The sequence below is a fragment of the Collinsella aerofaciens ATCC 25986 genome (assembly GCF_010509075.1).
Classification (GTDB): Bacteria; Actinomycetota; Coriobacteriia; order Coriobacteriales; family Coriobacteriaceae; genus Collinsella; species Collinsella aerofaciens.
The window spans coordinates 2,268,976-2,286,118 of record NZ_CP048433.1 but is presented as its reverse complement, the minus strand read 5'-3'; the positions used below and the strand labels follow the sequence as shown (position 1 = coordinate 2,286,118).

General features: G+C 67.8%; 21 protein-coding genes. 19 read left to right on the top strand and 2 right to left on the bottom strand.

Going from position 1 to position 17,143, the window contains the following annotated elements; translation table 11 throughout:
• Positions 1 to 723: a dihydrofolate reductase family protein gene (locus GXM19_RS10180; RefSeq protein ID WP_040358722.1), complete on the bottom strand. Its 723-nt coding sequence runs from the start codon at positions 721 to 723 to the stop codon at positions 1 to 3.
• Between the two features lie 133 nt (positions 724 to 856).
• Between GXM19_RS10180 and GXM19_RS10175 the strand changes: the two genes are divergently transcribed.
• Positions 857 to 1,324, top strand: a complete 468-nt coding sequence (locus GXM19_RS10175) for a MerR family transcriptional regulator (protein ID WP_006234618.1) — start codon at positions 857 to 859, stop codon at positions 1,322 to 1,324.
• 436 nt (positions 1,325 to 1,760) lie between these two features.
• Here GXM19_RS10175 and GXM19_RS11180 read toward each other — a convergent pair whose 3' ends face one another.
• On the bottom strand, positions 1,761 to 1,862 hold the full coding sequence (locus tag GXM19_RS11180) for a TetR/AcrR family transcriptional regulator (RefSeq protein WP_218565035.1): 102 nt from the start codon (positions 1,860 to 1,862) through the stop codon (positions 1,761 to 1,763).
• A 195-nt stretch (positions 1,863 to 2,057) separates the two neighbouring features.
• Between GXM19_RS11180 and GXM19_RS10165 the strand changes: the two genes are divergently transcribed.
• The 18 genes from GXM19_RS10165 (at position 2,058) to GXM19_RS10080 (ending at position 17,141) form a co-directional block, all read left to right on the top strand.
• On the top strand, positions 2,058 to 2,786 hold the full coding sequence (locus GXM19_RS10165; protein ID WP_006234620.1) for a lantibiotic protection ABC transporter ATP-binding protein: 729 nt from the start codon (positions 2,058 to 2,060) through the stop codon (positions 2,784 to 2,786).
• Positions 2,783 to 3,553, top strand: coding sequence for an ABC-2 family transporter permease (locus GXM19_RS10160; protein ID WP_006234621.1), 771 nt, complete (start codon positions 2,783 to 2,785; stop codon positions 3,551 to 3,553). Before GXM19_RS10165 ends, GXM19_RS10160 begins: the two co-directional genes overlap by 4 nt.
• Positions 3,553 to 4,368: an ABC-2 family transporter permease gene (locus tag GXM19_RS10155; RefSeq protein WP_050766095.1), complete on the top strand. Its 816-nt coding sequence runs from the start codon at positions 3,553 to 3,555 to the stop codon at positions 4,366 to 4,368. Before GXM19_RS10160 ends, GXM19_RS10155 begins: the two co-directional genes overlap by 1 nt.
• Positions 4,361 to 4,549 carry a hypothetical protein gene (locus GXM19_RS10150; RefSeq protein WP_040358725.1) on the top strand — a complete coding sequence of 63 codons (189 nt, stop codon included), beginning with the start codon at positions 4,361 to 4,363 and terminating at the stop codon, positions 4,547 to 4,549. The genes GXM19_RS10155 and GXM19_RS10150 overlap by 8 nt, the downstream gene beginning before the upstream one ends.
• Before the next feature lie 45 nt (positions 4,550 to 4,594).
• On the top strand, positions 4,595 to 5,257 hold the full coding sequence (locus tag GXM19_RS10145) for a response regulator transcription factor (protein WP_006234624.1): 663 nt from the start codon (positions 4,595 to 4,597) through the stop codon (positions 5,255 to 5,257).
• 26 nt (positions 5,258 to 5,283) lie between these two features.
• Positions 5,284 to 6,681, top strand: a complete 1,398-nt coding sequence (locus tag GXM19_RS10140; protein ID WP_006234625.1) for a sensor histidine kinase — start codon at positions 5,284 to 5,286, stop codon at positions 6,679 to 6,681.
• A gap of 349 nt (positions 6,682 to 7,030) precedes the next feature.
• On the top strand, positions 7,031 to 7,300 hold the full coding sequence (locus GXM19_RS10135; RefSeq protein ID WP_147293030.1) for a hypothetical protein: 270 nt from the start codon (positions 7,031 to 7,033) through the stop codon (positions 7,298 to 7,300).
• A gap of 184 nt (positions 7,301 to 7,484) precedes the next feature.
• Complete coding sequence (locus GXM19_RS10130; RefSeq protein ID WP_006234626.1) at positions 7,485 to 8,156, top strand: DUF3800 domain-containing protein; 672 nt, start codon at positions 7,485 to 7,487, stop codon at positions 8,154 to 8,156.
• Between the two features lie 771 nt (positions 8,157 to 8,927).
• Positions 8,928 to 9,146: a helix-turn-helix domain-containing protein gene (locus GXM19_RS10125; protein WP_006234628.1), complete on the top strand. Its 219-nt coding sequence runs from the start codon at positions 8,928 to 8,930 to the stop codon at positions 9,144 to 9,146.
• A 78-nt stretch (positions 9,147 to 9,224) separates the two neighbouring features.
• Positions 9,225 to 9,473 (top strand): helix-turn-helix transcriptional regulator, encoded by a 249-nt coding sequence (locus GXM19_RS10120; protein WP_006234629.1) that lies wholly within the window; start codon positions 9,225 to 9,227, stop codon positions 9,471 to 9,473.
• A gap of 5 nt (positions 9,474 to 9,478) precedes the next feature.
• Positions 9,479 to 9,994, top strand: a complete 516-nt coding sequence (locus tag GXM19_RS10115) for a helix-turn-helix domain-containing protein (RefSeq protein WP_006234630.1) — start codon at positions 9,479 to 9,481, stop codon at positions 9,992 to 9,994.
• Positions 9,995 to 10,008: 14 nt separating this feature from the next.
• Entirely contained in the window at positions 10,009 to 10,797 is a 789-nt protein-coding gene (locus tag GXM19_RS10110) for an ATP-binding protein (protein WP_006234632.1), read from the top strand.
• Positions 10,798 to 10,998: 201 nt separating this feature from the next.
• Positions 10,999 to 11,532, top strand: a complete 534-nt coding sequence (locus tag GXM19_RS10105; RefSeq protein ID WP_006234633.1) for a hypothetical protein — start codon at positions 10,999 to 11,001, stop codon at positions 11,530 to 11,532.
• A 57-nt stretch (positions 11,533 to 11,589) separates the two neighbouring features.
• Positions 11,590 to 12,141, top strand: a complete 552-nt coding sequence (locus GXM19_RS10100) for a hypothetical protein (protein ID WP_006234634.1) — start codon at positions 11,590 to 11,592, stop codon at positions 12,139 to 12,141.
• The gene (locus GXM19_RS10095; protein ID WP_006234635.1) at positions 12,138 to 13,958 is read left to right on the top strand and encodes a VirD4-like conjugal transfer protein, CD1115 family; all 1,821 of its coding nucleotides are present in this window, start codon (positions 12,138 to 12,140) and stop codon (positions 13,956 to 13,958) included. The genes GXM19_RS10100 and GXM19_RS10095 overlap by 4 nt, the downstream gene beginning before the upstream one ends.
• Before the next feature lie 83 nt (positions 13,959 to 14,041).
• Positions 14,042 to 14,257: a hypothetical protein gene (locus GXM19_RS10090; protein WP_006234636.1), complete on the top strand. Its 216-nt coding sequence runs from the start codon at positions 14,042 to 14,044 to the stop codon at positions 14,255 to 14,257.
• 12 nt (positions 14,258 to 14,269) lie between these two features.
• The gene (locus tag GXM19_RS10085) at positions 14,270 to 14,695 is read left to right on the top strand and encodes a PrgI family protein (RefSeq protein WP_006234637.1); all 426 of its coding nucleotides are present in this window, start codon (positions 14,270 to 14,272) and stop codon (positions 14,693 to 14,695) included.
• A complete protein-coding gene (locus GXM19_RS10080; protein ID WP_006234639.1) occupies positions 14,664 to 17,141 on the top strand; it encodes a VirB4-like conjugal transfer ATPase, CD1110 family in 2,478 nt (825 codons plus the stop codon). Before GXM19_RS10085 ends, GXM19_RS10080 begins: the two co-directional genes overlap by 32 nt.
• Positions 17,142 to 17,143 lie beyond the last annotated feature (2 nt).

Genomic DNA, 17,143 nt, shown 5'->3' with positions numbered 1-17,143 from the left:
TCATCGATTCACGCCATAGCGCAGCCAGACCGCCCCGCCGTCCATGGCCTTCGCCTCTTTCAGCGTAAAGCCAAGGGCCTTGCTCTCCGAAATGCCTTCTGCGGCTCGGAAAACCGGAGGCGTATCCGGGCTCCCGTCTGCCGCCGCCGCCAACACGATGCTGATCTCATCGCACATCCCCGCTTGCAGGAACGACCAGTTCAGCACGCCGCCACCGCCTAGCATCAGGGTCTCGATATTGAATTCTTCTTTCAGCTTGGAAAGGGCCAGGCCGTGATCAAGCTCCGTTTCTCCCGCGATGATGTACGAGATTCCCAGCTTTCTCAAAAATGCCCTGTAGGCGTTGCCGACCTGTTCGGTCAGCACCTCGACGACATGGGCGGTGGTGTCCACATAGCGCAGGGTGCTGCTTTCCCACCCCAGCTTGCCGTGGGGGTCCACGGAGACATAGAACATTCCGAAGTCCGGTTGCGCGATGAAATCACCTGCCGGAACGGCCGGCGCATCTTCGTCCAGGTCCGGCTTCCTGTAGAAGGTGAAGTTATCGTCCGTCGTCACCCTGCCGGACAGCCAGCCCTGGTGATGGTAAAAGGGCTCTTTCCCGAAGGCGATGTCGTAGAACGCATCGCCCGCCGCTCTGCCCTGCGGCGTTCCCATGTAACCGCCCATGATCTTTCCGTCCAAAGCGCACATCATGTGGCAGAAAACATACGGCCTGTTCACGTTCGATTCCCCTCCTTATGATTGACAAACATTCTGTTTGGAAGCATGCTTCCTTTGAACTTCATGTGCATCCTAGAACTTGAAGTTAACTTTAAGTCAAGGGGATTCTGGAATAATTCGGAGGGGTTTTCAGATGGTCTATACGGTGGGAGAGATGGCGAAGCTGCTGGGGGTTGCGGCGTCCACCTTGCGCTACTACGACAAGGAGGGGCTGCTGCCCTTCGTGGAGCGCTCCTCCGGTGGCATTCGCATGTTCCGGGAATCGGATATCGAATGGCTGCAGGTGATCGGCTGCATGAAGAAAGCTGGGATGTCCATCAAGGACATCCGGCAGTACATCGAGATGGCGCTGCAAGGAGACGACACCATCGATTTGCGCCTTGCCATGTTCCGGCGCCAACAAGAAGTTCTGAAACAGCAGATGGCGGAATTGCAGCACACCATGGAGATGGTGGATTATAAGTGCTGGTATTACGAAACGGCGAAGGAAGCGGGTACGGTCGATGCCCCGCAGAAGATGGAGCTTGCCGAAGTCCCGGAACGCTTTCGGAAGATTCGGCAGGAGCTGCGCACTGCGCCGGGGACTGCGGCAACGATATAACAAGACTGCTTAGGCAACGGCAGTCAACCGCTTGATAATCACGGTAACTTTACCGTTCAAAAAAGTACTACCAACAAACGACCACCCCGGCTATCCGCTGTTCGCGGAAGAGCAGGGGAGCTCTTGTCGCCGGGATGGAACCTTTTCAACTCGCAGGATAGCAGAATCGCCTCGCAAGCCAGAATCAGCACGGGACGACAGCGGGCAGAACCGCCACCGCTAAATTACCCTCACGCTGCCACTGGCAGCCCTGATTAAATATGCTAGGTATCTCGGGATAATGCTTTCGGTCGCATACGCGCAAGAGTGTCCGCTGATTGCAGCCGGTTGTTCCCCTTCCCACGCCAATGGTGTGCAGACATCTTCGATATTCTTGCTCGTTATGGCGAAAATCGCGTCTCCAGGGTTTGCCTTTTTCGATTTAGCGTATTGCTCTTCAGATCATCGTGGTGTGCTCGTAGCCGCGCTCCACGAGGAGCCGCTCGGCAACGTCGAGAATCTTCTCGACCGTCTCCTCCGGGTACTTATTGCGTGCCACGGGCACCTCCGTCCTTGTTATCGCGATAAACATACCATGAGTGGCGTACGGGTCGAAAAGGGCTGGCGCCAAAAGAGCCCAACGGCCGTTACAGCTTCGTTAGAAACGCGCCCCACCATGGATGGTGAACCCGAAAGGTAAGGCGCACGGGCACGGCGACTCGGCCCGCGCACCCGGAAGAGAAAGGACGAACCCATGGGTTACATGCTCGAGACGCGCGGGCTCACCAAGCGCTTCGGCAGTGGCGACCAGGCGCAGGACGCCGTAGCCGACGTGAGCCTTCATATCCGCGAGGGCGAGGTGTACGGGCTGCTCGGCCCCAACGGCGCCGGCAAGTCGACAACGCTCAAGATGATCTGCGGGATGCTGCGGCCGACGGTCGGGGAGATCCTCTTTGCCGGGCACGCCTGGCGCCGCGAGGACCTCTACGCAATCGGCAGCCTCATCGAGGAGGCGCCGCTCTACCCCAACCTCACCGCGCGCGAGAACCTGCGCGTGCGCACCACGCTGCTGGGCCTTCCCGAGAGCCGCGTAGATGAGGTGCTCGCCGCCGTGGACCTCGCGGACACCGGGAAGAAGCGCGCCGGGCGCTTCTCGATGGGCATGCGGCAGCGCCTGGGGCTCGCGCTGGCGCTGATCGCCCGGCCACGTCTGCTCGTGCTCGACGAGTCTACCAACGGCCTCGACCCCATCGGCATCGAGGAGCTGCGCGACCAGATCCGCGGCTTCGCGGCGGCGGGCACGACGGTGATCGTCTCGAGCCACATCCTCTCCGAGGTGCAGCAGATGGCGGACACCATCGGCATCATCTACGGGGGGCGCCTCGCCTACGAGGATGCGCTTCGGCCCGGGCAGGACCTCGAGGAACTCTTCATGAGCGTCTGCCGGGAGGGGCGTCGAGCGCGCGGGGAGGTGGCGGCATGACGGGCGAGAAAGGCGGCCTGCTCGCGGGCCTGCGCGCCGAGGCCCTGAAGTCGCGCCACGCGGCACCGGTTCGCCTGGCCGTGCTCATGGCGCTGCCGATGCCGCTGCTCGGCGCGATGCCCTACCGGGGCGTGCAGATCTTCAGCGCGTGGAACTACTGGTACGCGCTCTTCCTGCCCGTGGCTCTCTCGCTCGTGGTGGCGTGCGTCGCGCGGGCGGACGCGCGGACGCGGATGCGGGGGCTTCTGGGCCTGGGCTTCCCGCTCGGGCGCGCCTGGTGGGCCAAGGCGCTCTGGTGCCTCGCGCTTTGCACGCTCTCGAACCTCGTGGTCTTCGGCATCTACCTCGCGGGCTCGGCGTTCTCCTCGCAGGGCCTCACGGCCGCGGGCACGCTCACGATGCTCCTCTGCGCGCTCGCCAACACGGTGACCGCGGCGTGGATGATCCCCGCAGGGCTCTTCCTCACGGCGCGGCTCGGCATGCTCGCGGGCATCTTCTGCCCGCTCGCCGCGCAGCTCGTGGGTGGGTTCGCCTGGTCGCTGGTGCCGCTGCCGCAGCTCTTTCCGCCGTCGGCGAGCATGGTCATCCCCACGAGCTTCATCCCCGTGCTGCCGAGCGGCGAGCCACTCGCGGCGGACATGGCGCTCGGCGGGGCGCTCGCGGCGGACGGCATGCTCACACTGGCGGGCCTTGCGGTCTGTGTGCTCGCGTTCGCCGCGCTCACGGCGGCGGGCGCGGCCTGGTTCGCGCGCTCCGAGGAGAGGTGATGGCCATGACACGACTCCCCGACCCGACGCCGCGCATGACTCTCCCGCGGGCCCTGCTCTCCGAGGCCCTGCGCCTGGCGCGCTCCCCGCTCGCAGCTGTGCACCTCGTCTGCGGCCTGGCAGCCGGTCTTGCCTGCGGCGAGTACTTCTCCGTAACCCGATGGGACCCGGCGCTGGGCGCGGACGCCTACGCCCAGTTCCTCGGCGCCCTCATGCCGCTCATGTCCGCCATCGTCTGCGGGCTCGCCGTGGACGAGGAGCGCGCTGCCGGGCGCCTCGCCAACCTCACGGCGGTCCCCTCGCGCGGGCGCGCCGTCGCGGCGAAGCTGCTCGCCCTTGCGGTGCTCGGCGCGGGCGCGCTGGCCGTGGCGCTCGGCGTGTTCGGGGCCGTGCTCGCCGTCGCCGGGCGCCTGCCGCTCGGGCCCGCTCCGCTTGCGGCCGCCTGGGCGGGCATCGTGCTGGGCAGCCTGCCCCTCTACGCGCTGGGGCTCGGCGTGGCCCTGCGCCTCGGCCGCAACGCCGCTATCGGCGCCGGCGCGGCGGGGATGCTCCTCGCGTTCTTCTCAGTGGGCGGACTTGCGCACGGCCTCATGACCGGCGAGCTCACCGGTGCCCTGGCGACGCCCCTGAGCTGGGTGCCGCTCGCCTGGCCCGCGCGCCTGGGGTCGCTCGGGGTAGAGGCCTTCATCGACGCCGCACGCGCGGCGGGCCCTCTCCTCACGACTGCGCTCGCTGGCCTCGTGCTCACCCTGGCAGCCGCCGCCGTCCTTCTCGCCTGGTTCTGCCGCTTCGAGGACGGGAGGGCAGATGCGTAGGAAGCCGCTCGCCGCCGTGCTCGCCCTCCTCTCCGCAGCGCTCGTCCTGGGCGGGAATGCCCTGCTCGACGCCGGCTGGGGGTCGGCGCCGCGCTCGATCGCCGACCGCGTGCTGCCCAACCCTGAGATCGCCATGTGGGCGCCCGCGCCCGCGGCTGCGCGCGGGGCTCTGGACCGCTGAGCGCGGCGCAAGTACAATGCCGACGGGAGTTTCAGGAGGTCGAACATGGCGAGGATACTGGCAGTGGATGATGAGCGGGCGATCCTCGACGCGCTCGCGCGCGTCCTCGGCCGCGACGGCCACGAGGTCGTCAAGGCAGCGGACCCGACGGCGGTCCCGGGGACGGACCTCTCGCGCTTCGACCTCGTGCTCTGCGACGTCATGATGCCGGGGCTCGACGGCTTCGAGCTCGTGCGGCAGATCCGCCCGGACTTCGACGGGCCCATCATCTTCCTGACCGCGCGCGTGGCCGAGGAGGACGCCGTGGCCGGCTACGGCCTGGGCGCCGACGACTACGTCCGCAAGCCCTTCGGGGCCGCGGAGCTGCGCGCCAAGGTCGCGGCCCATCTACGCCGTGAGCGCCGGCCGCGCTCGCACGCCCTCTCCTTCGGGGAGGTGCGGATCGACCTCGGGGCGCGCGGCCTCGCCGTGGGCGACGAGGCCGTGCCGCTCACGCCCACCGAGTACGCCATCTGCGAGTACCTCGCCCGCCACCCCGGGCAGGTCATGAGCCGCGCACAGATACGCGAGGCGGTGCTCGGCTGGGAGAGCGACGCCGACGACGCGGCCATATCCATGCAGGTCAGCCGCGCCCGGAGGAAACTCTCCGAGGCCGGCGCCGATCCGATCGCGACCGTCTGGGGGATGGGGTACAAGTGGCAGCTCTGAGGACCGGGGCGCGAGGTCGCGGGGGCATGCCGCTCTCCTTCGTCATCGCGCGCTACTTCGCCTACGCGTTCGCGGCGGTCGCCACGGCGTGGCTCGCCGCGTTCATGGCGCTCTCCGCGGCGATCGACGCGGGCTTCGTCTACGAGGCAAGCTGGGGGCCGGCCAATGCGCGCGAGGTCGCGGAGGGCCTGGCACGCGACGGCGTCTGCGGGCAGCAGGACGTGCCGACGGCGTACCGCTACCTCATCCTGAATAAGGACGGATACGTGCTGATGACAGACCTCGAGGGCACGCGGCTCGAGGACGCGACGGAAATGGCCCGTGCGGCACTCGCCGCGGATCCGGGCACAGTGGAGATCGAGGGCGGGGGCTCGGGCCTCACCTACGCCGCGTTCCCGCTCAAGGGCGGCGGGGCCTGCGCACTCGTCAGCGAGTACCTGCCGCAGTGGGTCTCGCGCGACCTCGCCGGCCTGCTTCCCAACCCGCAGAACCTCATGCTCGTCGGCGCCGCTGCGGGAAGCGCGCTCGCGCTCGCGCTCGTGGCGCGCCGCGCGAGCCGCGTGATCTCGCGCAAGATGGCGCCGCTCGCGGAGGCAGCGGGGCGCGTCGGCGCGGGGGATCTCGACTTCGCGGTCGGCAGCACCAACGTGCGCGAGGTGAACGACGTCCTCGCCGCGATGGACGCCATGCGGGCCTCCCTCGCCGAGTCGCTCGAGGCCCGCTGGGCCGCGGAGCGGGGGCAGCGCGAGCAGGTGGCGTCGCTCGCCCACGACCTCAAGACGCCGCTCACCGTGCTGCGCGCCAACGCCGACTTCGTGGCAGAGGAGCTGGAAGACGAGAAAGACGCCGACCTCGCGGCCGCCGCGCGCGACATAGCCGGCAGTGTCGAAAGGCTCGACGGCTACGTGCGCCTGCTCATCGAGGCCTCGCGCGGGTCCGGCGGGGCGGAGAGGGCCCCCATGCGGCCGGCCGAGCTCTGCGAGCAGGTCCTCGCCGAGGCCGCCCAGATCACCCGGGCGCGAGGCGTGACGCTCGACGCGACCACGGGCCCTGCTGTCGCGGGCGCGCCCGAGGCCCCGCTCGACCGAACCGCCCTGGCGCGAGCCGCCGCGAACCTCGTGGCCAACGCCGCCGAGCACGCGCGCTCGCGCGTGGCGGTCTCCTGCGACGTCGAGGGCGGCCACCTCGTCATCGAGGTGGCCGACGACGGACCGGGCTTCTCTCCCGCCGCCCTCGAACGCGGCTGCGAGCGCCTCTTCACAGACGACTCCTCCCGCTCCTCGCGCGACGGAGGCCGCCACTACGGGCTCGGCCTCCACGCCGCCTCCGAGGCCGCGAGCGCCCACGGGGGCTCCGTCTCGCTCGCCAACAGCCCCTCGGGCGGCGCGGTGGCCACCATCGCGGTCCCCCTGTGCGGGGCCTGACGACTCAGGCCCTCACAGCGGCGTGGCTCGCAACCAAACGCTTCCATCTTGAAACACGGGGAGTAAATGGCGAAATCGCAGGTGAAAGGGAGTAAAACGGCAAAGAAAAAGCCTCCGTTCCAACATGGGGACGGAGGCTCGAGAATCGGATTTACTCACCAATGTCGCTGGTGGCTTTGCCGTGACTCTCGTACGAAACGAAACTCAGCGGCACAGTGCAGAACTCAAAAGTGCAGGTCAAAGCCCTATCGGCTTACTCCCACTCGATGGCTTCGGTTCTAGCGTCCCGTCACTCCAGTTGCACCCAGTTTTCGGTGCCGCCTCGAGCCGAGTACCGCCAGGTGACACCATGTCGCGTTTCGTCGGCTTCGGGGACAAAAGCTGGGACAATTCTAAAAACTTTTTTCAAACTCAGGGCTTTGAGTTTTTGTTTTTGTCCCAAAGGGCACGGCGAGTCGCCTTTGGACGCTCGATATCGCCGAAAACGCCCGTTTTGAAACTCAACCGATCTTTAGCGTGCAAGCCGCCAGCTGCAATCGCAAGTGAATTAACGCGGGCGGCTTTCATGCTGGTTGAAAAACCGCAGGTCGCAGCTCTTCGTCGTCCGCGGGTAAAGTGAGTAGTCTCAGGTGGCTTGCCCATGAGCTGGCGAGCGGGCTTTGAGATTCCGCCGACGTCTGGAAACGCTTCGAGCTCCCTTGAATTTCCGGACAGTACATGATATAAGGTAATTGGTTTTCCGTTAGGAAGGCTTCCAAGTGCCGGGGACGTTTTCCCCGGCTTTTTTCTTATCCAGGAGAACAATGCGAGAACTCAGCATCTTCGTCGACGAGTCGGGAAGCGACGGCCTCTCCGACCGCCACTACCTGCTCACCGTCGTCATGCACGACCAATCCGAAAACATCGCGAATTCGATCGCGGCATATGAGGGCGCCCTTCGCGCCAAGGGGCTCCCGGACATACCCTTTCATGCGTCGCCGCTCATGAACGGCAAGGACCAGTACTCGGGGCTCGACCTGAGGACGCGCAAGATGATGCTCGGCTCGTTCCGCGTCTTCTTCCGCCACATGCCCGTGAAGTACCACACCTTCGCATACGCGACCAAGCAGTTCGCCTCGCTCGACAAGCTCGCGGGGGCGATGCGAAGGGATATCGTGAACTTCCTGTTCGACAACCTCGCGGAGCTGCAATCCTACGATATGGTCAAGGTCTACTACGACAACGGCCAGCGCTCCATCGCCGAGTCGCTGCACCGCGCAATCGAGTACGCGCTGTCGAAGGACGCCGTCGTCTACCGATCGGCGCAGCCCTCCGAGTACCGGCTTTCGCAGGCGGCGGACTACATCTGCACCATGGAACTCACGGCAATCAAATACGCGGAGCACACCGCCACCGCGACGGACGAGAAGTTCTTCGGCAAGTGGTCCGATTTCAAGAAGGGCATACTGAAGGAGACGCGCAAAAAGCTCGTCTAGAGAGGCGATCAGCCCTTGGCGGAGCGTTTACCGACAATGGAGTCTGTTACGCAGGGGTTGATAAGACGCCATTTAGCTGCATAATAGGTTCCAGTTAGAAACCCTCGGGTTTGCGGGGCGGGATCGTGAAAGCGATTCTGCCCTATTTTTTGCCCCTATTTTTTGCATGCCTCAATGGCTTCCGCATTCGCTCCCCATTGGTTCGGAAAAGGTTCGGGGAAATCGTCGAGTCGATTGCGCACTCGCGTTTTACAAAATCGAGCACAAGGCCCCTTAGCTCGAATTATTGCATTTAGAGCCACGCCGCTCGTCCATCCCAGCTTGCCCAGACAACCCTCCCGCAATGTCCATGTCCCAACGGATGGGTACCATTTATCCGGGTGCACCTGGGGCAACGGGCCGGCAGGCCCGCGCAAGGTCGCTCGCAGAACACGCAACAGCAAACACGACAGAAGAGGCGAACGACAGATGCCGGACCCCGGACGACAGCACCGCGGAAGACGAGCACTCCGACCACAACCGAACAAACCTCGCTCCTAGGCAGGCGCCCGCATGGGCGCCTTTTACTTTTCAGGACCTTAGCTGAGAGCTAAGCCCCGCGGCTCATGGCCGTTTCGTGAAGGCCCGACCAGCTCGACCCACCTCGACCCGTCTCCGCTCCCGTCGGGCGCGCCAATCGCCATCAGGCGGTTCAATCGTCGCGCAGACGAAAAGGGACGCTGTGCCGCGCGGCGTGCCCGCACGGTGCCGCACGGGAAGATTGGAGGAACCATGGCACGCACAGCCGAATGCGCCGCGCCCGAGGGCGACCGGGCCCGCGACGAGTGGATGACGGTGATCGAGATGCAGGAGTACATGAGGGCGAGCCGAAACAAGGCATACGACCTCATCTGGTCGGGCGAGGTCGACTCGTACAGGCTCGGAAGGAAGCTCCTGGTTTCGAGGGCGTCCGTGGACGCCTACATCGAGTCGAGGAGCGGCAGGAAATGACGGCGGCGACCGCCCCGGGAGCCGCCCGCGGCCGGGCACGCGAGGGAGCCTCGAGACGAAAGGAGCTCGAGGACGACCATGACCAAGAGCATTAGCAGGAGCCAGGTGAGGCTCATAACATCGACCAACGCGATATTCGGCGCAGACGAGGCGTGCGCGATGCTGCGCATCAGCCGCGACGCCATGTACCGGCTCGCCAAGGACCCCGACGACCCGTTCCCGATCCGCTACATCGGCGGCAAGACGCGCGACGGCATCGTGCTGCACGACGAGCTCGTCGCGTGGGTCGAGCGGAACAGCGTCGTCGGCTCGCCCAGAAGGGGCTAGCGCCGATGGCGGCCGCAGGCCCGAAGGGGCGCGACGGCCCCTCCCCGCGCGAGTTCACGGCGGTACGGCACTTCATGATGGCGGACCTGGGCCTCTCCGGCCTTCCCCTGCTCGTCTACGCGCGCATCTTCGGCTTCTGCGACGCCGGGTGCGGCTACTTCGAGAGCAAGGGCGGCCTGGCCCGCTTCCTCAACGTGCAGGAGCGCAGCGTCCACCGCGCCATCCGCGACCTGCTCGACCGGGGCCTCATCGAGGAGTGCGGCATGCACGCCCCGGCGCGCGGGCACGCCACCAAGCGGTACCGCATCGTGCGCGAGAGGCTGCCGCCCGGAGCGCTGGCAACCCCTGACGGTTCGTCAGGGTTCCCGGCGCGAAGGGGTGACGAAATGACAGGGTTCGCCGCGAACAAGGGTGACGAACCGTCGGGGTTCGCAGCCAGAACCCCTGACGAGATGACAGGGAAACCCCTGACGATATGCCACCCAATAAGCAAAAGGGACAACAAGGACTTCAGAAGATAAGGAAGGGGCGCCCGATGGACCGAGCGGGACTCATCACCCTGGAGCAGGCCCGGGCCGCCGGGCTCTCCTTCGACGAGCCGGAGCCGAGGGCGTGCCCGCACTGCGGCGCCGCCCTCGATCCGCTCGGCGCGGCGCTGGCGGGAAAGGTCGCCTGGGTCTCCGCCGCCCCCTGTCCGTGCGAGGGCGCAGCCAGCGAGCGGGAGGCCGAGGCGCGAAGGCGCGCGGCCCTCGCCGCCAAGGAGGAGGCGGTCCGTCGGGAGAAGGCGCTCTCGCGCGCGGGCATCCCCAGGCGCTACTGGGCCGCCGAGGCCGACCGCCCGGAGCTCGCCGAGTACATCGCCTCGTTCGCAGGCAACGGGGGCGCCGGGCTCTACATACACGGGGGCGTCGGCGCCGGCAAGACGCACGCCGCCTCCGCCGTGGCCAGGCTGTTCGCCGAGGCGGGCTACGAGGTCGCCTTCACGACCGCCAAGGGGATGCTCGAGCGCGTGAAGGCGACGTTCGACGAGGGCGGCACCGAGGCCGCCGTCGCGCGGTACGCCAAGTGCGACGTCCTCGTGCTCGACGACCTCGGCAAGGAGGACGCGACGGAATGGTCCGTCGGCACCGTGTTCAGCGTGCTCGACGCGCGCTACGAGGACATGCGCCCGACCATCGTCACGTCGAACTACGCGCCCGGCGCGCTGGCGGACAGGCTCGCAAGGCGCGGCGAGCGCGTAACGGCAGAGGCGATCGCGAGCAGGATCTCCCAGACCTGCAGGCCCGTCTACCTGGGCGGAAGGGACAGGCGCCGGCTCGGCTAGCTTGTGCGCTTCCCGTGGAGGCGCGGACGGCTCGACCCAGCTCGACCCATCGCGGGCGGCCCCGCCCTCCGACGCAATTGAAATCGCTATACACGTCTTGGGCGGCGCCGACGCGCCAGCACGCACGTCTGCTCCGACTCGCACCGTGCCCCCATCGCGAGGACGCCGCCCGCCAAGCAACAAACGAAAGGCGGAGGGCCCATGGACGGCTTCGAGAGGATAACCGGCCGCGAGCACGACGGGCTCGTGGAGAAGTGCCAGGAGAACGGCTGGCTCAAGGTCGGCGGCTTCGACTGGCAGGACGACCCGTTCCTCGAGGAGTACCCCTACGAGTTCTCCCGCACGGACAGCGTCGACAGGCTCCGCGAGGCGCTGGGCTCGGGCAACTGGGCCATACGCCAGGGGTTCTGCTACCGCGACCTCGCGTTCATCCAGCAGGTGAACGGCGGCGACGAGTGGTGGACGCTCAAGCGCGACGGCGACGCGTGGACCGGCTTCGAGAGCTGGAGCTTCGGCGCCATCGCCCAGGAGCCCGAGCGGTTCGAGCGCGCCATGCGCGACATGTGCGAGGCGACGCCGGAGCAGTGCCGCAGCGGCGAGTGGGCCCATCTGCACGAGAAGTCTCCCGAGCCGCTGGCGCAGCGCGCCGCGTCCGCCCGCGAGGCGAGCCGCGCGCACGCCGGGCAGGAAGCCCGCGCCCCAATGGCGCGCGAGAGGGCCGTCGGGGCCGAATAGGGACGACCGGGGCGCGAAGGCGCCCCTTTTTCATCTCGACTGGAAGGGAGGCGCGGGATGGCGAGCGACTACGGGGACGAGGCGGGCGGCAAGCTGCTCGACTGGATGCTGAGGATCGGCCAGGAGGCCGGCGCCGAGGCAATGGCGCGCAGCGCGAGGGAGCTCTCCGAGCGCCTCGCGGGAATCCGCGGGACCATCGCCGGCGGGCGCGCCGAGGCCATCGCGGCCGACGGCGTGCCGACCTACGCGAAGCTCAGCCTCGAGGAGCTCTCTGGGCTTCCCGAGTACGCGACGATCAAGGAGGTCGTCTCCGACAAGCTGCGCGCCGCGTCGGTCGAGCACCACATCATCCCCGGCGAGGGCCGCGACTGGCTGCTCTTCAAGATGGAGGACGCCCCCGAGGTCGACGAGGCCTTCCGCCAGCTGGAGCAAGAGACGGGCAAGGCCGCCGACCGCGCGAGGGAGCGGCTAGCCGAGATCGCCGAGAGGCGCCAGGAGCCCGAGCGGCTGGCGGAGCGCGCGGAGCGTGCGCGCGAGGCGTCGAGGGCCCACAGCCAGGACATCGGCCGGGACCGCGGCCCGCGCCAGATCGAGGGGCCCGAGAGATGAGGTGGCAGGCGGCGGCCGCGCTGGCCGCAGCCGCGTTCGCCATGGGAGACGCAGCGGCCGCGGCAATAGCGGCGTCGGGCGCGAACCCGATCCTCGACCCGGAGGCCGCCATGGCGGCGATCCCGGCAGCGCTCCGCGCGGGACACGTCTTCTCAACGGAGGCGCTTCCCCTGTGCGCGGGGACCGCCTGCGCGTGCGCGGCGCTCGTCGCCTGGGCGCGCTCCATGGGATCCAAGGGCGCCCGGCGCGACGGCGAGGAGCACGGTAGCTCCAGGTGGGCCACGCGCAAGGACATCGCGCCCTTCGGCGATGCCAAGGATCCCGACAACAACATCATCCTCACCGACAACGCGCGCATCCGCCTCGTGAGCCGCAGGTTCGACCTCTCCACCGACACCAACGACAACGTGCTCGTGGTGGGCGGCCCGGGCACCGGCAAGACGCGCTACTACGTCAAGCCGAACCTCCTGCAGGCCAACGCCAGCTTCTTCGTGACCGACCCGAAGGGCACGCTCATCCGCGAGATGGGCGGCGCGCTGGCGGAGCTCGGCTACGAGATCCGCGCGTTCGACACCATCGACTTCACGCGCTCCATGCGCTTCAACCCCATAGCCTACATAAGCGACGAGGCGGGAGTCATCCGCTTCGCCCGCGGCATCGTCGCCAACACCGAGGGCGAGGCCGACCACAAGGGCGACCCCTACTGGGAGAAGGCCGAGCGCCTGGTCTACACCGCGCTCACGGCCTACCTCGTCATGCACTGCGAGCCCGCCGACCGGAACCTCGACGGGCTGCTCACGCTGCTCTCGCTCGCCGACGCCCGCGACGACCCGGGCTACATGAGCCCGCTCGACATGGTGTTCCGCGAGCTGGAGACCGGCGAGCGCTACGTCAGGCGCGGCGGCGCGGCGGCAGAGGGCGGCGGGTCGCTGCGCGGCTTTTCCGAGGAGGACGGCGCCTGGGAGTGGGTCAAGGTCCGCGAGCCCGCGCCCCCCGACGACTTCGCGCTCGCGAGCTACCGCGAGTTCCGCGTGGCCGCCGGCGACACCATGAAGTCGATGCTCTCGAGCTGCAACGTCCGCCTGAAGCCGCTTTCCATCCGCGCCGTGCGCGACCTCACCTCCAAAGACGAGCTCGACCTCGCCCACATGGGCGACGAGGGCGCGAAGGTCGCGCTCTTCGCGTCTATGAGCGACACCGACTCGACCTTCGACTTCCTGTTCGCCCTGCTCATGGACACAGCCGTGAGCGCGCTTTGCGCCGAGGCGCTCGAGGCGCACGGCGGCTCGCTGCCCACGACGGTGCACTTCGTCTTCGACGAGTTCGCCAACATCGGGCGCATACCAGACTTCGAGCGGACCATCGCCGTCACCCGCAGCAGGAACATCGCCGTCTCGATGATCGCCCAGTCGCTCTCGCAGCTGAAGGAGACCTACGGCGACAACAACGCCGAGACCATCGTGAACGCCTGCGACACGCTGCTCTACCTGGGCGGCAAGGCGAACGAGACCAACGAGGAGATCAGCAAGATGGCCGGCAAGCAGACGGTGGCGAGCGAGACGCAGAGCGACTCGCGGGGCGCCGGCTGGACCCGGACCGTGAACCGCGGCATCTCCGAGCGCGACCTCATACAGCCCGCCGAGGTGGCGCGCATGCCGCGCGAGGACGCGCTCGTGCTCGTGAACGGGTGCATGCCGCTCATGGACCGGAAGTACCGGCTCGAGCGCCACCCGCGCTCGAGCCTGCTCGAGGAGGCCGCGCGCCGCGGCCCGTTCGACTTCGCGGAGTACCGCAGGCGGAAGGACGGCGCCTCGTGACGGGGCCGCGACGGCGCGGGCCTCCCCCGCCGCGGGGGAGGAACAGCAAGGAACATCGTCAACCGAAAGCAAAGGAGAGCAGCATGCTCGCAAACGTCATCAAGCTCGTGTCGGGCTGCGTGACCTTCCTCGGCGGCTTCCTGGTCGTGTGGGGAGCGGTCTCGCTCGGCCTGGCCATCAGGGAGCAGCAGGGCGGCCCGCAGATCGCGACCGCCATTTCCACCATCGCCGGCGGCGCGATCATCATCGCCGCGTCGGTCTACTTCGGGCAGCTGGACACGTCCTGGCTGCCGGCATAGGGGGCGTCGAGGATGGCGCTACGGATACCGGTGCAGAAGGACATCGGCGAGTACGAGGAGAAGATCGTCGGGAAGATGAGCCTGCGCACGCTCGTCTGCGTGTCGCTCGGCTTCGGCAGCGCCGTCGGGGCGGCGGCCTTCGTCCACCTTGGCCTGCACGCCGACGTCGCGGACGCGGCCTTCCCGATCATGCTCTGCAGCATGCCGTTCTGGCTCGCCGGGTTCTGGCGGCCCTTCGGCATGCGCGCCGAGGAGCTGCTGCCGCTCCTGGCGGCCCACGAGCTCTCCCCGCAGCTGCTCGCGTACGAGCCCTGCCTCGCCGGGAGCCTCCCCGAGGGCTCGCCGCGCCCGGGCCGCCCGGGGCGGCGCGCGAGGCGCAGGGCCAGGAAGAAAGGAGCCGAGCTCTATGAGCCGAGCAAGAACCAACAAGGAGAATAGGCCGAAGCGCCCGAGCACCCTCGGGCTGCTCCTCGGCGGCACGGGCGGGCGCAAGGACGCCTCGAAGGGCGCGGAGGCCGAGCGCCAGAGGCGCCGCCGAGAGCGCGACCGCTCGCGCGAGATGGCCGCCTACGTCGGCTACGACGCCATGTACAGGGACGGCATCGCCCAGGTGATGCCAGGGGTGTTCAGCCAGACGCTCGAGTTCTCCGACATCAGCTACCAGTCCGCGCGCAAGGAGGCGCGCGAGACGGCCTTCACCGTGATGAGCTCGCTGTTCAACTACTTCCCGGCGGACTCCCACGTGCAGCTCCAGGTCGTGAACGCGCCCATCCCCGCAGACGAGGTAGGCCGCAAGGTCTTCTTCGAGCCCGGGGAGCGCGCCACCGCCGGGCTCGCCGAAGAGTACAACCGCATCCTCAACGACAAGATGCGCGAGGGCGTCTCGAACCTCGTGCGCCACCGCTACCTGACCTACGCCGTGGGCGCCGACGACGTCGACGCCGCGGTGCCCAAGCTCGCGCGCATCCGGGGCGACGTGGAGCAGACGCTCGCGCGCATACGCTGCTCGTCGCGCGCCCTCGACGGCGCCGAGAGGCTCGAGCTCTTGCAGGGGCAGCTGCGCCCGGGGTCGCGCTTCGAGTTCTCCTGGGACAAATTGTCCCCGACGTCGGGCGCGCGCACGAAGGACTTCGTCATGCCCTCCACGCTCGACTTCAAGCCCGAGGGCAGGTCCGACTGCTTCCGCAGCGACGGGCGCTACGGCGCGGTGCTCGCGGTGCGCAGCTTCGGGTCGGTCATCGAGGAGACCTACCTCGCCTCCATCATCGACCTGCCGCTGCCGCTCAGCGTGACGCTGCACGTGCAGCCCATCGCGCAGAGCGAGGCGCTCGCGCTCGTGAAGCGCCAGATCGACTGGATGGACAAGGAGATCATCGACGAGCAGATGAGCGCCGTGAAGAAGGGCTACGACTACCAGATCCTGCCGCCCGAGCTGCGCTTCTCGAAGGAGGAGGCCGAGGAGCTGCTCGACTTCCTGCGCAACAAGTCCGAGCGCCTGTTCGTCTACACGGGCCTCGTCTACACCTGGGCCGAAAGCCTCGAGGAGCTCGACCGCCGCGTCCAGCAGGTGACGAGCGTCGCGCAGGGCTGCACGATCGGCCTCGAGCCGCTCCACTTCCGGCAGCGCCAGGCTCTCAACTCGGTGCTCCCGCTCGGGGACAACCACGTCACCGTGAGCCGCTACCTCACCACGGGGCAGGTGGCCATGCAGATGCCCTTCGCGAGCCAGAGCCTCGACGAGGCGGGCGGAGGCTACTACGGGCAGTCAAAGGAGAGCGGGAACCTGGTGCTGTGCGACCGCAAGCGCCTGGCGAGCCCCATGGGCTTCGTGTGCGGCAAGCCCGGCTCGGGCAAGAGCTTCTCGGTGAAGCGCGAGATAACCAACACCGTGCTCGCGCACCCCGAGGACGAGGTCGTGATCTTCGACCCGGCCGGCGAGTACGGCAACCTCGTCGGCGCGCTCGGCGGCGCGAACGTCGAGCTCGCCCCGGGATGCTCGGCGGTGCTCAACCCCCTCGACACCGCCGACGTCGCGGACCGCGCCGACGCCGCCAAGCTCGCGTACAAGACCGACGCGGTGCTCGCGCTCTCGAGCGCGCTCATGGCCGAGGGCCGCGAGGGCCTGCCGGAGCGCGACCGCTCGATCATCGCCCGCTGCGTCGGCGAGGCGTACCGGGAATGCGCGAAGCACGGCCGCCTGCCCACGCTCGGCGACTTCCACGCGGCGCTGCTCGCGCAGCCCGAGCCCGAGGCCGCCGACATCGCGCTGCGCTACGAGCGCTACGTGAAGGGCGCGTTCTCCTTCTTCAACGGCCAGAGCAACGTGGCGCTCGACAACCGCATCACCAACATCGACATGCACGGCCTCGGCCAGAACATGCGCGTGTTCGGCATGATCACGGCGCTCGAGATGGTGCGCAACCGCGTGATGGTCACGCCGCCGCGCCCCAACTACACCTGGCTCTACATCGACGAGGTGCAGAGCCTCTTCGCGCACCCGACGGTGGTCGAGTACTTCGCCCGCCTGTGGCGCGAGGGGCGCAAGTTCGGCCTCATCTGCACCGGCATCAGCCAGAACACGAGCCACATGCTGGCCAACGCCGAGGCCCGCGACATGGTGCTCAACTCCGAGTTCTTCCTGCTGCACAAGCAGTCCACCGCCGACCTCGACGCATGGGCGGAGATGCTCCAGCTCTCCGCCACGGAGCGCGGCTACATCGGCGACGCCGTCAAGCCCGGCGAGGGCCTGCTCATCAGCGCCGGGATCCGCGTGCCCATCACCGACGACTTCCCTAAAGGCCCGCTCTACGACCTGTGGAACACCAAGCCCTCCGAGGTCGCCGAGCGCGAGATGCGCCGGGCGGCGCGAGAGGCGGAGGAATAGGA

Excerpts from the sequence above, each read along its gene's own strand:
- GXM19_RS10175 (WP_006234618.1), top strand. The coding sequence starts at position 857 with ATGGTCTATACGGTGGGAGAGATGGCGAAGCTGCTGGGGGTTGCGGCG.
- GXM19_RS10165 (WP_006234620.1), top strand. The coding sequence starts at position 2,058 with ATGGGTTACATGCTCGAGACGCGCGGGCTCACCAAGCGCTTCGGCAGT.
- GXM19_RS10160 (WP_006234621.1), top strand. The coding sequence starts at position 2,783 with ATGACGGGCGAGAAAGGCGGCCTGCTCGCGGGCCTGCGCGCCGAGGCC.
- GXM19_RS10155 (WP_050766095.1), top strand. The coding sequence starts at position 3,553 with ATGGCCATGACACGACTCCCCGACCCGACGCCGCGCATGACTCTCCCG.
- GXM19_RS10150 (WP_040358725.1), top strand. The coding sequence starts at position 4,361 with ATGCGTAGGAAGCCGCTCGCCGCCGTGCTCGCCCTCCTCTCCGCAGCG.
- GXM19_RS10145 (WP_006234624.1), top strand. The coding sequence starts at position 4,595 with ATGGCGAGGATACTGGCAGTGGATGATGAGCGGGCGATCCTCGACGCG.
- GXM19_RS10140 (WP_006234625.1), top strand. The coding sequence starts at position 5,284 with ATGCCGCTCTCCTTCGTCATCGCGCGCTACTTCGCCTACGCGTTCGCG.
- GXM19_RS10135 (WP_147293030.1), top strand. The coding sequence starts at position 7,031 with ATGTCGCGTTTCGTCGGCTTCGGGGACAAAAGCTGGGACAATTCTAAA.
- GXM19_RS10130 (WP_006234626.1), top strand. The coding sequence starts at position 7,485 with ATGCGAGAACTCAGCATCTTCGTCGACGAGTCGGGAAGCGACGGCCTC.
- GXM19_RS10125 (WP_006234628.1), top strand. The coding sequence starts at position 8,928 with ATGGCACGCACAGCCGAATGCGCCGCGCCCGAGGGCGACCGGGCCCGC.
- GXM19_RS10120 (WP_006234629.1), top strand. The coding sequence starts at position 9,225 with ATGACCAAGAGCATTAGCAGGAGCCAGGTGAGGCTCATAACATCGACC.
- GXM19_RS10115 (WP_006234630.1), top strand. The coding sequence starts at position 9,479 with ATGGCGGCCGCAGGCCCGAAGGGGCGCGACGGCCCCTCCCCGCGCGAG.
- GXM19_RS10110 (WP_006234632.1), top strand. The coding sequence starts at position 10,009 with ATGGACCGAGCGGGACTCATCACCCTGGAGCAGGCCCGGGCCGCCGGG.
- GXM19_RS10105 (WP_006234633.1), top strand. The coding sequence starts at position 10,999 with ATGGACGGCTTCGAGAGGATAACCGGCCGCGAGCACGACGGGCTCGTG.
- GXM19_RS10100 (WP_006234634.1), top strand. The coding sequence starts at position 11,590 with ATGGCGAGCGACTACGGGGACGAGGCGGGCGGCAAGCTGCTCGACTGG.
- GXM19_RS10095 (WP_006234635.1), top strand. The coding sequence starts at position 12,138 with ATGAGGTGGCAGGCGGCGGCCGCGCTGGCCGCAGCCGCGTTCGCCATG.
- GXM19_RS10090 (WP_006234636.1), top strand. The coding sequence starts at position 14,042 with ATGCTCGCAAACGTCATCAAGCTCGTGTCGGGCTGCGTGACCTTCCTC.
- GXM19_RS10085 (WP_006234637.1), top strand. The coding sequence starts at position 14,270 with ATGGCGCTACGGATACCGGTGCAGAAGGACATCGGCGAGTACGAGGAG.
- GXM19_RS10080 (WP_006234639.1), top strand. The coding sequence starts at position 14,664 with ATGAGCCGAGCAAGAACCAACAAGGAGAATAGGCCGAAGCGCCCGAGC.